The following is a 13,188-nucleotide window of genomic DNA, read 5'->3' on the forward strand; positions in this document are numbered from 1 at the left end:
CACCAGTACGAGTATGCATACACGACGGTCGTTCCTGCGTGGTGTCGGCGTGGCCGGCGTGGTCGGGTTGGCGGGGTGTCTCGGCGGTGACGAGCCGTCGGCTGAAGGGTCGTCGAACGAACCGACAGCTACCAGTGATGCGACCGGGGCACCCCCACCGACTGCCGAGCGATCGTTGTATCTGGCTCAGGACATCGGGACGCTCGATGGAGAGGTAATCAGCGGCGGCGTCCCGAAAGACGGCATCCCGGCTATCGATGAACCGACGTTCCAAGCGGCCGAGGAAGCGTCGCTCGACGACGGCGAACCGGTGTTCGGTCTCGTCCGTGGCGGGGACACCAGAGCGTACCCACAGCGGATCCTCGTCCACCACGAGATCGTCAACGACACCGTCGATGGCGACCCGGTGGCGGTCACGTACTGTCCGCTGACCGGCACCGCACAGGGGTTCGAACGTGGACCCGTGGAGTTCGGCGTCTCGGGCAACCTGGTCAACTCGAACCTCGTGATGTACGATCGGGGCACGGATAGCCGGTGGCCACAGATCCTGGCGACGGCGATCGACGGGCCGCTCGCCGGCGAAACGCTCCGGGAGTTCCGTGTGGTCTGGACGACCTGGGGGAAGTGGCGGGCCGCCCATCCCGGAACGGCGGTGCTGACCGAAGACACCGGCTACACCAGGCGGTACGGCGACGACCCGTACGGTCAGTACAATCCCCCAGGTGGCTACTACGCCAGTGACCGGACGTTGTTCGAACCGCTGTCCCGGGACGACCGAGCGCACCCGAAGTCCGTCGTCGTCGGGACCCGGACGGCCGATGGCGCACTCGCGTTCGACAAGGAGTCGTTGCTCTCTGCCGGCGTCCTGACCGGCGCCATCCAGGGCCGGCAGTACGTCGCCGTTGCCGACGACGCCCTGTCGACCGGATACGTCTACGCGAACCCCGACGGCCGCACGGTCGAGAAACGGGCCAACGGCTACAGCCTGGACGGGGAACCGGTCGCGGCCGACTCGCTCCCGCTGGAGCGCGCACTCGCGTTCGACGCGATGTGGTTCGCGTGGGCGGGGTTCTACCCGGGGACCGGCTATGTCAACTGACACCGAACGACGGCCAGTCGCCGATCGGGTCGGGAGACTGGTCAGGCAGACGCTCGTCGCGACCCGCGGTGCCCTCACTCGGCGGGACGGGAAGGCGGTGTTCGTCGTGTCTTCGGCAGCATACGTCCTGTTGTACACGGCCGGCCTCCGCAACCTCGGTTTCGGTCCGTGGGGGTACGAGCTCTCGATCGTTTCGGACCCGCTGGCGCGGGCCGTCCAGCCGGTCGGTCCATTCCAGTGGGAGTCGGTCGCGCTCGTCGTCGTCGGCCCGGTCGAACTGCTCGTCTCGCCGTTGAACGTCCTGCTCGGCGCGGGACTGGCGACGCTGGTCGGGCTGAACCTGGCCGTATCGGTCGTCGCCTGGCGCGGGCCGACCGCCTGTCGACTCGGGTCGGGTGCGAGCGCGGCTGCCGGAGTACCCGGATTGCTCTCTGGGTTTGCCTGCTGTGGGCCGACGATATTACTGGTCGTCGGGGTACAGGCGAGTGCCGGGGTTCTGACCGTGTTCCAGTGGCTCCTCCCGCTGGCTGCGGTGGCGCTCGTCGGGACGTTGTTGTGGGTCGGGCGAAGGGTCGAACCGGCGGCGCTGTGAGACCCTCCGAACCGGTCAGTGTCCCGAACTCGTCGATCCGTTCCAGCAGCGGCTCCGGCATCGAACCACCGACCACAGCCGCCTATTATGCACACGAAAATACTGTTAATTATCGTCGAGCGACACTCTCCCCGCCAGGGGAAAAGCTATATCCGGCGTGTCGGAGCAGATAGGTGTATGACTGCGAACGTCCTGACGGACGTGAATCGGCCGTACGTTCCGCGGGGTGGGACGACGGTCACGGCCGAAATCGAGGTGGAGCCGGGGAGGCAGGAACGACCACCGACTCGACAGATCGCGCTCTGTCTCGACGCGAGCGGGTCGATGGCGGGAGAGCTGATCGAACAGGCACGTGAGGGAGCCGAGTGGATCTTCGGTCTCCTGGAACCGACCGACTACCTCTCGATCGTCGCGTTCGACAACGAGGTCGAGACGGTACTCGAAGCCACCCGGTGGGGGACGATCGGTCGGAGGGAGGCAGTCGATCTCGTCACGGAGATCAGCGCCGGGGGTGGAACGGACATGTACAGTGGACTGCTCGAAGCGAACGCCAGTCTGGACGGACTCCCGAGTGACGAGGACACGGTTCGACGAATTCTGTTGCTTTCGGACGGGAAGGACAACCGCAAGGACGCCGACGACTTCGCCGAACTAGCCCGGGAGATCGACCGTGAGGGTATCCGCATCGAAGCCGCCGGTATCGGGACGGAGTATCGGGAAGCGACGATCAGGACCCTCGGGACGGCTGCACGGGGCGAGTGGACCCACTTGGCGCGGCCCGGCGACATCGAGACGTTCTTCGGCGAGGCCGTCGAGGACGCGGGCTCGGTCGTCGCGCCGGACGCGGAGTTGGAGTTGGTCGTCGACAACGGCGTGGACATCAACGAGGTCTACCGGGCGATTCCCCAGGCCCAGACTGTCGACCCGGAGTGGGAACGGAACCAGGCGACGATCCGTCTGCCGGATCTGCTCGACCGGGAGACCCAGTGTGTGGTCCTGAAGCTACGGGTCCCGGAGCGGGCAACGACCGGACCCGTCGTCCTGGCGGACGTGACACTGACTGCCAGTGGGGAGACGGCCGGCGGCGAGATCACTGTCGAGTACACCGACGACACCGAGCTGCTGGCCGAACACGTCGAGACGGTCGACATCGACCACCGGCAGACAGTCATCAGGACGGAACTGGGGCGTGGAAACGTGGCGGAAGCACAGACCGAGATCGAGAAGATGACCGAGATCCACGGCGACGGGACCGAGGCGGTCGAGGCGGCCAAACGACAGACACGGATCGTGAGCGAGGGCGGGCGAGCCGAACAGAGCGAGGCGACCAGAGTCGTCACGGACGAGGGTGTCCAGGAGTGAGCGCCTCGGTAGCACGCGGCCGCGGGGAGTGACTGATGCCCTGGGAACCACAGACCGGTGACGTCGTCGCCGACCGGTACAAACTGACCGAGTTTCTCGGACAGGGGGGATTCGCCCGCGTCCACCGGGCCGTCGACGGCGAGACGAACGATTCGGTCGTGTTGAAACACCCGAACTACACCGACTCGAAGAACGATCCGGAACTCATCGACGAGTACTTCCAGAAGGAAGTCGAGTCGCTTCGGCGTGTCAGCGCCGCGGGTGGCCACGAGAACGTCATGGACCTCTACGACTGTGTCGAGGACCGGGAGGTCACCTTTCTCGTGGCGCAACTCGTCGAGGACGGACTCGACCTCAACGAGGTCATCGACCGGCACGGCCCGATCGAGGATACCGAACAGGTCCGCCAGATCGGGATCGACCTCTGTGACGCGATGGGCTTTCTCCACGAGAACGAGATCGTCTACCGGGACCTGAAACCGGAGAACGTCCTGTTGACGCCGGATATCACGCCGACGCTGATCGATTTCAACACTGCGACGGGGTTCGATCCGACGAGTGACCCGGTCTCGGGGGACAACGGGACGACGATCCTCGGGCCGTACAAGCCACGCGAGGTCGCCGACGCCACCCGGACTGACGTTCGACAGGGACCCTGGTCGGACGTCTATTCGGTGGGAAAGACGCTGCTCTTTCTGTTGAAAGGGAGCGTTCCGGAGAAAGACGGCATCAACCCACAGCAGTTCGGGGCCGACTGTGAGGCGTACCTCGCGGAGATCGTCGAGCGTGCCACCCAGACCGACCATCGCGACCGCTACAGCAACGCGACGGTACTGAAGGCCGTTCTGGAGGCAAAAGATCCCACACCGCCGGAGACGGCATCGGTCGTCTATCGCCAGCAGAACAAGCGGTTCACCGTCGGTCCGGGCGATACCATCGGCCGGGCCGGAGCCAAGGGGCCGCCCGCGTCGATCACGATCGAGGACCCGAAAGACGAGTACATCTCTTCGGTGCAGATCCAGTTCGATATCGAGGGCGACGACTGGTATCTCCAGGACCGAAGCCTCAATGGCACGTTCGTCCAGCAGGGCAGCGGATGGCAACGGGTGCTGTGTGAGTCGGGACGCGAACGGCTCCGAGAGGTCGGTGAGGACCCGACAGACAGACATGGACACGTTCCACCCGAGTCCGTACCGATCCACGAGGGCGACCTCGTCGCCCTTGTCCATCCAACCTACGGCGTCACCTTCGAGTTCCATACGGAGTAACCATGCGATACAGCACACACTACGACACTGGCGACGCCAAACGGGGGGACGGAATCAACGAAGACAGCCTCTCGATGACGGTCTTCGAGGACGGGCATCGAGAGGGGCACGGTATCGGGAGCGAACGGGGGACCGACGAACCCACGCCGTCGCCGACGCGCTCGGTCGGCGTGTTCGTCCTCGCCGACGGCGCTGGGGGACACGACGCCGGTGACGTCGCCTCGTATCTCGCCACGACCGGGATCGCGGAACGACTGGCTCCGGTCGCGATCCGTGCGGCCCGCGGACGGCCGGAGCGGTTCGACATCGACATCGACGACGTGGTTCTACCCGAGGAATCGACCGCCGTGAGCCTGCGATCGGCGATCACCGACGCCGTCGTCGAGACCCACCGCGACATCCTGCGGTACGTCGGGTCCGCGGGTACCCGGTCGTATACAACCGCAGTCGCGGGGATCTGTCTGGACGGGCGGCTCCATCTGGGGTGGGTCGGCGACAGTCGAACCTACGTCGTCAACGAGGCGACAGAGCGGATCGCCCGGCTGACGAAAGACCACGCGCTGGTCCAGCGCTGGGCGGAGGCGGGCGAGATCGACGAACTCGAATCGCAGGTCCACCCGCGGGGAAACGAGATCACCCGCGCACTCGGTGGAGCGGGCGGGGGGGACGCCGGGACGGCGACCGTCGAGGTCGATACGCGGACGGTGGATCTCTACGCGGAGGACACCGTGTTGGTCACCAGCGACGGACTCGTGGACGCACAGACCGACGCGCCGGCGCTGTACCGTCACTACGTCGATTCCGGGAAGTCCGAGGCCGCCGCCGAACGAATCCGGGACAAGGCAGTGACCGACGAGAATCTCCGTGACGTGGTCCTGTCGGCGGATTCGCTCCCGGCGGCCGGGGAGACGTTCATCGAGATGGCAAACGAACGAGGTGGGAAAGACAATCTCTCGGTGCTTCTGTTCGGTGACGACGCGCTCCCGGAGACGCCGGCCGAGGACTCGTTGCCGGTTCGGGATATCGACCCGAGCCGTCGACCGCTCGACCGGGACACGGCCCTGTTGTCCGACGAGTGACCGCTCACCGAGGCGGACTCGTCCGTGAGTAACTGTTTTCCTGCTGTACTGAGAACACGTGAGACGAGAACCGATGTCGGGTACGGGGGAGACAGTCGAGTGTCCGATCTGTGGGGTCCGGTTCGATCCGACGACAGCCGGTGGCTGGTGTACGAACATCGAGTGCGGTGAGTGGCAGTACGACGCCGGAGACGAGAGTTCCGGGGGAGCGGTCGTCTACTCGCCGACCGGTGACCCGGACCGACTCGGACTCCTCGAACAGGCCGCGGCGCAAGCGGACGCCGACAGCGCTTCCGAGTCGGTCGGGTCAACCGACGACGAATCCGACGGAGCAGCCCAACCGACCGCAGACGACCCGTCTCTGACGTGTCCGGACTGTGGGGCGATCCACGACGACGCGAACTTCTGTATCGAGTGTGGCAGCCGACTCGACAGCGACCGGAACGATACTCCGGAGTCACTCCGCCTGGCTGTCTGTGGCCGACAGGTCGCTGTTACCGACGGTGACTGTGTCGGCCGCGACATCCGTGCCGCGATGCTCGAGGCCGGACGGTCGGACGACGAGGCCGTGCGAGTCCACCGGGAGCACGTCCGGTTTCGGAGGGACGACGACGGGTTCTACCTCGTCGACCTGGGTGACAACCCGACGCGCCTCAACGACCGTCTCCTGGAGCGGGGCGACCGCGAGCCGGTGGCACCGGGCGACGAATTGGGCCTCTCGGAGGTCGTCACCGCGACGGTTCGCCATCCGGAGAACCCCACAGGTTAAGCATCCCGTTCCAGTACACCAATTCAATGTCCGGGGGTGAGTTGCGTGAATCCGTCGCCTTGCTCGCCGAAGAGTGGCGAGTGCTGGCACTCGGCCTCTGTGGCCCACTGGTCTACGCTACCTGGGTCGTCGCTAGCGGGCTCGTTCTGGAGGCCGGGACGCCGGCGTTGAAACGAGCAGTAGCGACGACGGTCGCCGGGACACCCGTCCGCGGGCTGGAACTGTTCGCGCTGCTCGCGTGGATCGTCCTCCCGTCGCTGGCTGCCATCGCACTCGTCCAACGGCAACTGTTCAACCGCCACGGCAACCTCGCGAACTCCTATCGGATGGCCGAACCCGGCGTGTTGCTGGTCGTTCCGAGCCTGGCGCTCGTCGGCTGTCTGGCAGCACTGGTCGTCTCCGGTTGGTCGCTTCCGTTGGCCACCGCATTGCTCGTCGTCACGGTCCACTTTCTCGTTCGGACGGTCGCGTTCGGACACCGCGTGTACACGCTCTCGCTCACGCGGACCCTCCTCGGGATGATCGCCGTCTCCGCGCTCTCGGTCGTCGTCGGACTCCTGATCCGGCTATCGACCGTCACCGGGCTCGATCCACGCCTCGCGAGCCGGGCCGCGACGGCCGGTGTCGCCGATGCGGTCCAGACGTGGACGGCACTGATCGGGATCGAGTCGGCGCTTCTCCTCCGCGGGACGCTGTTCGTCCCGATCGCGCTCTCTGTGTGTTATCTCCTGGCACAGACGACTGTGGCCTCGATCGCGAAGCGTCGGGGGCTCCCCTCGGCACCCAAGCGACGGCCCGGACAGCGCGTTCCGGAGTCGGCCCAGCCGTCGGCGGTGACCTCGGCCACGCGTGTGGTCTCGAACGCCGATACTGCCCCCGAGGCCACCGGTGACTCGGATGGAACCGCCGTGACTAACTCCGAATCCGATCCGACGCCGGGTTCGGCAGACGACGCTGACGGTCCCGGTCCGACCACGACTCCCTCCGAGACAGCCGATGGGGGCGACGAGCATAGCGGAACCAGAGTGTTCACGCCCACCGAACCCGTACCGTCTGCCGACGATCCCGGTGAGCAGCCGACCGAGACGGACGAGCGATCCGGCAGTGTTGAGACCGCACAAACATCACGCAGCCGCGTCCTGCCGATGATCGAGACCACCGAGGCCTATCGTCGATCCGGTGACGGCACACACCGGACGAGCGACGCAGGCGATACCATCCCGCGGTTCGAGCCAGCGGCCGACACCGATCCGACCGCCAGCGGTCCCGTCGACCGCGACGAGCGTGCCGTGACCCCGGTGTCCGACACCAGCACGGAGAGCGAAGCCGACGACTCCGTCCGGGCAGCTACTGATGTCGTGCCGAGGTTCGAGGCGGCTCACGAGTACGCTGCCGTCTCCGAGTTCGATCAGTCGGCGACGCCAGTGAACGCCGAGACGATCATCGCCGACACGGGGAGTGGCCCCGACGAGAGCCTGGCGACTCCCGGGACGAGCGAGTCCGAACCGCCGGCAGCGACGAACGGACCGGCCGAGATCGACTGTCCGAGTTGTGGACGCCGCGTCGAAAACAGTGCGGATGTCTGTTACTGTCCGGGCTGTGGAACCGCCTTGGACACTGGAGCCGGCCGCTGAGACACGACCCTCAGTCGTCAGTCCGTCGGCGTAACAGGGCAGCGAAGGCAAGCGGTGAGAGGAACGCCATCGCGATCACCGCGGCGAACGTTCCCAGCGGGCCGGTGACGCCTCCGCCGGACTGTTGCTGGCCTGTCTCTCCGCCGCTGTTCGTGTCAGTGGACGCAGCCGTCTCGCTAGCGGCCGACGCCGTCGTCTCCGTCTCGCTTGCCGGCTGGCTCCCGCTGTCGGTTGTGCCACCGCTTGGTTCTCCGGGCCGGACGACGACAGCGCCTTTCATGCCCAAACCGGCGTGTGGCGTACAGACGTACTTGTAGATCCCTTCGCTCTCGAAGGTGTGGCTGTAGGTCGTGTCGGCTTCGGAGACGAGCGATCCCGAATCCAGTGGCCCGTCGCCGTCGGAGACGACGTTGTGGCCGCCGCCCTCGCCGGTCCAGGTCCAGACCACTTCCGTCCCGGGGTTGACCATCACCGCGGGCGGATCGAACGCGAACGCGCCGTTGTTGCCCTGTGCGCCGACGGTAACCTCGACGGTGTCCTGGCCGCGCTTGTCGACGGTGCCCTCGAAGTTCGAGACGTCACTGAACCAGCCGCCGTAGTCGGGCGATTCCTGGGCGGATACTGTCGCCGTAGCGCCCAGCGCGGCCATTCCGGCCGTCGCCTGGGCGAACTGTCGTCGGGTCATCGAGTGCATGGTAGCTGTCCTGGTGGCTGTCGCCCGCACGACCGAGGCGGGGAGCCGACATGAATCGGTAGACGACCAGCCTATCTATACTACTACGCCAGTTCCCAGTCCGCAGGAACGCGGCCGAACGTGTCCGACCCACTGTGGTACTCGTTGACTAGCGTGAAACAGCTTTAATATCTCACCACTTCACGGTGGAAATACGTCACTCTCACCGACGTGGTGATCCAATGCTCCGGACTACTCCGACTCCGTCGCCGACGATCCCGCTCCGCTGGCACGCCAGTGGACCGGGGGCCATCGAGTGTGGGCTCGTACCCGCACTCGGGGCCGCGCCTCTTGGCACGGGTCGGAATGGTCCGGTGGACACCCGGACGGTGACCATTCCGCTCGGCGCTACGTAGGCGCACTCCGCCGCCGTGGGACGGAGGCCGGGTCGCGCCGGCCTCCCACTGCGGCGCCGGGTCGGTACGTTATCGACACTCGGCCGTTCACTGACGGTCTCGTCCTGGCCGCGGTCGGGACAGTGTGGATTCGACTGTCTCGGTCGGAACCGCTCTCGCTGTTCGGCGAGCCGTCGGTACAGTACTCGCCAGAGTCATCGCCGCCCAGCGGGTTTCCGTCGTTCGACGGGAATCCCGAGTCCGCTGACTCGAAGCACGCCCCCGCCGCCCGGAGACGCCCCGACGTGCTCGGTTGGCGAGCCCCGTTCGGGCCGGTTCGACTCCGGCCGTCGGCATTATGTCGCTCTCTGCGACTGTTCCGGTCGACGCATCGGCTGATGTCTCAGTACGCGTCCCGCGTGGCGGGTCCGACGACCTCGAAGGCGGCGTCGCCGGCGTCATCGACGGTGTCGACGATGTCGTCGATGTCTCGGTCGAGCGTGTGACACGGGTCCGTCCGACCTGGACGGACATCCGGGTCGACGCCGACGTGGCACTGACCGTCACCGTCCCGGAGGCCGAGGCCGCCGCCGACGCCTGCGTGACCCGCCTCGAAGACGGCTTCGGGATCACCGACGTGAACGCCGTCGTCGTCGACGGAGCGTGATCGGCGCACCGTCTCACTGCCTCCGCTGTCCTGGTGGACGCCCCCGCGGGTTCGATTCCCGACCGGAGGATTCATGCATCGTATGCATGTCGCTGCCGCACTCGACCGGCAGCGCCGACAGAAGCACAGTTCGAACGATCGCCGACGGCGTCGGTAACCGTGTGGTGAGGGCACGTCACAGCTTCCGGTCGACCCACCCATCGCTGTGGAACCGTTTTCGAACCACATCCCCGTCGGCGCGCCCTCAACGGCGATCGGTTTCAGACCGACTCGTCGGATTCGGCGACCTGGTGACCGTCGTCGTCCTCGGGTTCGTCGTCCCCGAGCGGGTCGGGCAGTTCTTCCTCCGGCTCTTCGACGAGGTCGCCCGCGAGGAGCCCAGTCAGTCCGGTGACGAGCATCCCGACGCCGGCGATCCGCGTCGAGCGGACGTACCACGCTTTGGGTTCGAGGTCCCCGGGGTTCTCGTAACCACGCAACAGGAGCTTTGCGTTCAGTTTGATCGCCTGGCGAGGCAGGAAGACGGCGAGCAGTCCCTGCACGACCATGTACGCGTATCCGACCGGGAGGAGTCGTCGTATCATCGATCGAGTATACGGCCTCCACCACCGTCAACGCTCCCCTCGAAACGGCGGCCTATGACGTGGCCGACCGCATAACGGTCTGGAGACCGTAGCCGACCGTATGGCAGTCGAGACGGTCGACGACGTCTGGATCGACGCGCCGGTCGAGCGGGTCTTCGCGTTCATGGACGAACCGGCCAACCAGGCCGCCGTGACTCCGAGCCTGGCGGTCGCCGAGCGCGTCGAACGACTGGATAACGGCGGCAACCGCGCCAGGTACGTCTATCGGCTGTTCGGAATCTCCTTCGAGGGCGAGGTCCGTGCCAGCCGGTACGAACCGCCCGAACGGATCGTCTACGACCTCGTCGGTGACCTCACCGGGACGATCACCCTGACCTTCGCGGCCGAGGACGGCGGGACGCGGCTCACGTACGCGGCCAGCTACGGGATTCCCGGGCCGGTCCCCGAGTGGCTCCTGGCGCCGCTGGTCGGGTGGTACAACGCACGGGAGGTACGGCGGCTGCTGGCGACGGTTCGGGATCGATTGGCGACCGAGTGACTACCCCGACGACCGTCAGCCGTCGCCCTCGTTCCAGCGTGCGTCCGAGAGGGTCCGCTGGACCGCTTCCTCGCCGATCGCCGTCGCCAACGTCTCGAAGCCCGACCGTTCGACGGGGTCGCCGGCGTTGGCGACTAGGCGGGAGACGATGAACTCCGGCGTGGACTTGCCGACGGTGCCAAAGCGGGGCTGGTAGTCCACCTGGAGTTCCAGATCGGGACTCAGCCCCTCCGCGAAGATGCCGTCGGTCCGGGCAGTCTCGGGCAGCGGTTCCAGATCCGCTGCGAGGTGGGTGACGAACACGCCCAGCGCCCCGCGGTCGACGGTCAGCGTCACGAGCCCGTGCAACAGGTCGGCCGCCGAGCCGGGTTCGGTGATCGCCTCGAACTCGTCGACGAGCATCAGCGTCCGGTCGCTCCCGGTCAACGGCGGAACGACGGAGCGCAGCGTCGATTCGAGGACGCCGGCGTTGAACGAGGCGTGCCGTCGGTGGAAGACTATCGTATCGACCAGCCCGACTTCGGCGGCGTCGGCGGGCACCGGCAGCCCCATCTGTGCGAGCAACTGGACCTGACACAGCGTCTCCAGCAGCGTCGTCTTCCCGCCGGAGTTGGCCCCGGTGAGGATCGCGACGCGGTCACCGCTGGGGGGCTCGTTCGCGCCCTGGACTGGGAGGGTGTGATCGCCGACGGCGTAGGTAATCGGCTGTGGATCGTCGGCGTCGGCAAGCGTGAGGTTTCGGGCGTTCCGGACGGCGATGGTCTCCCGGTCCTCGACGAGCGTGGGTCTGACTAGGTCGAACGCGATCGCGAAGCGGGCGAGCGAGACCGACAGCGCGATGTCGTTGACGGCCGCGACCGCGTCGTCGATCGTCGCGCGTGCGGCTTCAAGATCCTCTTCCAGCCGATCCGCGACAGTCGATTCCCGCTCCTGGAGGTCCGCCCGGAGCGAACTCCGGAGATCACGGAGGGCGGTCTCGACGAAGTCCCGCGCGTCGGTCGCTTCGCTCGGCATCGCCGCCCGGATTCTCGCCCGGTCCAGGCCGGTCTCGTCGGTGACGTACCGGGCCAGTGCGTCCTGGAACTCCGCCGGTCGCCGGGCACCGTCCTGGACTGCCTCGACGACTTCGGTGGAGCCAGCAGCGAGGTCTTCGACGTGGCCCAACTGATCCCGGAGCCGGTCGAGTTCCTCGTCGGCGCCTCGGCCGACGCCGTCACCGTCGCCAGCGAGGCCGGCCAGGGCAGCCCTGGCCGACGCGAGGTGGTCGCTGTCCAGTGTCGCGATGGGCTCGAACACGCCCTCCGAGACGCCGACGTTCTGGAGTTCGATCGCCGTCTCGACGGCCGAACGCTCGCCGCCGTTCCCGTATCCTTCGAAGGCATCGACGACCGACTCCCGTGTCGACTCCGGGAGCGCAGCCCACGACTCCCGTGCGGAGAGCACGTCGTCGAGGCGTTCTTCCATTCGTTCTTTCGAGGGCAACGGCGTCAGGACGCGGATTCGATCCGCGGCGTCGGACGTGACGGCGTACTCCTCGGCCAGGTCGAGCAGTTCCTTGTAGACGTCACGGGTGTCCCGGGTGGCGAGGAGGTCCATCGACTCGGCGCCGCTGGCCCGTCGGAGGATTCGCGTCGCTCGGCCCCGCGAGAGCCCGGCCGCGGTCAGCGTCCGCGTGTCGGCCGACTCGATCGCCTCGATGGCCCGTTCGACGCCCAGTTCCTCGGAGAGCAGTGCCGACGTCTTCGGGCCGATCCCCCAGTACTCCTCCAGTCGCATGGACGGGGAGTCGACCGGTGGCCGCTTAGTCGTTGTTCTTGCGTGTGGTGAGTCGAGCGACAGAAACGGCCGTCTGCTGTGGGGGCAGCCGGACGACTCAAGCCCCCGGAGACGCAAGCAGCCGGTATGGACTCCTGGCGCACGGCCGACGAACCGGCCTGTCCGGCTTGCGGCGAGCCACTGGACCCGGCGGTTATGGACTGTCCACACTGTGGCGAGCAGTTCCTCTCGGAGGAAGAGGCCGCGGCACTCACGGAGAATCTGGCCGAAGCGCTGGAAACGGAACCGCAGGCAGCACCCCGCTGGGCGGTTCTCCTGACCGGGCTCGCGCTGGGGATCGCCATCGCGCCGCTGGTGACCTACGCCGGCGTCATCGCGACCGGTGTCCGGTCCCTGGGGGTCGTCGTCACGCTCTTGCTCGCCGGCTGGTTGCTCCCCGGGATCTATCTCGCCCGGTTCCGAAACCCGAGCGAGGTGCTCTCACGTGGCCTCTATCTCGTTGTCGCCGGGATCGGTGCCGTCGTCGTCGCCGTCGGATACGACACGCTCGGGGCCGGGGAGTCCACTGTCTCACAGGGGACCGCACTGTTGCTGGCACTGCTTGCCGTCCCGGCCGTCGTCGCCGCCGTGCTCGCCAGACGGGCGTCGAACCGCGCGGCCCGACAGCTCCGTGGCGAGCCTGGGCGACTCCACGAGCGGGCCGGTGTCGAACCCGACGACGAGGAGTGAGCGGCCCTCGTGCCAACTCTCGG

13 protein-coding genes are annotated in these 13,188 nt (G+C 67.0%); 10 read left to right on the forward strand and 3 right to left on the reverse strand.

Translation table 11 applies throughout. The annotated features are described in order from the left end of the window. Window positions 1-13: 13 nt before the first annotated feature. The 7 genes from VJ109_RS13475 (at window position 14) to VJ109_RS13505 (ending at window position 7,803) form a co-directional block, all read left to right on the forward strand. Window positions 14-1,099, forward strand: coding sequence for a DUF3179 domain-containing protein (locus VJ109_RS13475; protein ID WP_324757407.1), 1,086 nt, complete (start codon window positions 14-16; stop codon window positions 1,097-1,099). After that, a complete protein-coding gene (locus VJ109_RS13480; protein WP_324757408.1) occupies window positions 1,089-1,691 on the forward strand; it encodes a hypothetical protein in 603 nt (200 codons plus the stop codon). Before VJ109_RS13475 ends, VJ109_RS13480 begins: the two co-directional genes overlap by 11 nt. A gap of 177 nt (window positions 1,692-1,868) precedes the next feature. Continuing rightward, window positions 1,869-3,053 carry a vWA domain-containing protein gene (locus VJ109_RS13485; RefSeq protein ID WP_324757409.1) on the forward strand — a complete coding sequence of 395 codons (1,185 nt, stop codon included), beginning with the start codon at window positions 1,869-1,871 and terminating at the stop codon, window positions 3,051-3,053. Between the two features lie 35 nt (window positions 3,054-3,088). Continuing rightward, window positions 3,089-4,321 (forward strand): FHA domain-containing serine/threonine-protein kinase, encoded by a 1,233-nt coding sequence (locus VJ109_RS13490; protein WP_324757410.1) that lies wholly within the window; start codon window positions 3,089-3,091, stop codon window positions 4,319-4,321. Between the two features lie 2 nt (window positions 4,322-4,323). Beyond that, window positions 4,324-5,400 carry a protein phosphatase 2C domain-containing protein gene (locus tag VJ109_RS13495; RefSeq protein ID WP_324757412.1) on the forward strand — a complete coding sequence of 359 codons (1,077 nt, stop codon included), beginning with the start codon at window positions 4,324-4,326 and terminating at the stop codon, window positions 5,398-5,400. 73 nt (window positions 5,401-5,473) lie between these two features. Further along, window positions 5,474-6,169, forward strand: coding sequence for a double zinc ribbon and FHA domain-containing protein (locus tag VJ109_RS13500; RefSeq protein ID WP_324757414.1), 696 nt, complete (start codon window positions 5,474-5,476; stop codon window positions 6,167-6,169). Window positions 6,170-6,195: 26 nt separating this feature from the next. After that, on the forward strand, window positions 6,196-7,803 hold the full coding sequence (locus tag VJ109_RS13505) for a hypothetical protein (protein WP_324757415.1): 1,608 nt from the start codon (window positions 6,196-6,198) through the stop codon (window positions 7,801-7,803). A 10-nt stretch (window positions 7,804-7,813) separates the two neighbouring features. On the opposite strand, the gene VJ109_RS13510 is transcribed toward VJ109_RS13505, so the two are convergent. Beyond that, a complete protein-coding gene (locus VJ109_RS13510; protein ID WP_324757417.1) occupies window positions 7,814-8,488 on the reverse strand; it encodes a halocyanin domain-containing protein in 675 nt (224 codons plus the stop codon). Between the two features lie 741 nt (window positions 8,489-9,229). Between VJ109_RS13510 and VJ109_RS13515 the strand changes: the two genes are divergently transcribed. Continuing rightward, entirely contained in the window at window positions 9,230-9,538 is a 309-nt protein-coding gene (locus VJ109_RS13515; RefSeq protein WP_324757419.1) for a hypothetical protein, read from the forward strand. 260 nt (window positions 9,539-9,798) lie between these two features. Here the strand turns inward: VJ109_RS13515 and VJ109_RS13520 are convergent, their stop codons facing one another. After that, window positions 9,799-10,122: a DUF6199 family natural product biosynthesis protein gene (locus VJ109_RS13520; protein ID WP_324757420.1), complete on the reverse strand. Its 324-nt coding sequence runs from the start codon at window positions 10,120-10,122 to the stop codon at window positions 9,799-9,801. Between the two features lie 100 nt (window positions 10,123-10,222). Here VJ109_RS13520 and VJ109_RS13525 point away from each other — a divergent pair, with 100 nt between their 5' ends. Beyond that, entirely contained in the window at window positions 10,223-10,660 is a 438-nt protein-coding gene (locus VJ109_RS13525; RefSeq protein ID WP_324757422.1) for an SRPBCC family protein, read from the forward strand. Window positions 10,661-10,675: 15 nt separating this feature from the next. Here the strand turns inward: VJ109_RS13525 and VJ109_RS13530 are convergent, their stop codons facing one another. Further along, window positions 10,676-12,436: a MutS-related protein gene (locus VJ109_RS13530; protein ID WP_324757424.1), complete on the reverse strand. Its 1,761-nt coding sequence runs from the start codon at window positions 12,434-12,436 to the stop codon at window positions 10,676-10,678. Window positions 12,437-12,562: 126 nt separating this feature from the next. Between VJ109_RS13530 and VJ109_RS13535 the strand changes: the two genes are divergently transcribed. Then, window positions 12,563-13,165, forward strand: coding sequence for a zinc ribbon domain-containing protein (locus VJ109_RS13535; protein WP_324757426.1), 603 nt, complete (start codon window positions 12,563-12,565; stop codon window positions 13,163-13,165). Window positions 13,166-13,188: the final 23 nt, after the last annotated feature.

Source organism: Haloarcula montana (assembly GCF_035666295.1).
Taxonomy (GTDB): Archaea; Halobacteriota; Halobacteria; order Halobacteriales; family Haloarculaceae; genus Haloarcula; species Haloarcula montana.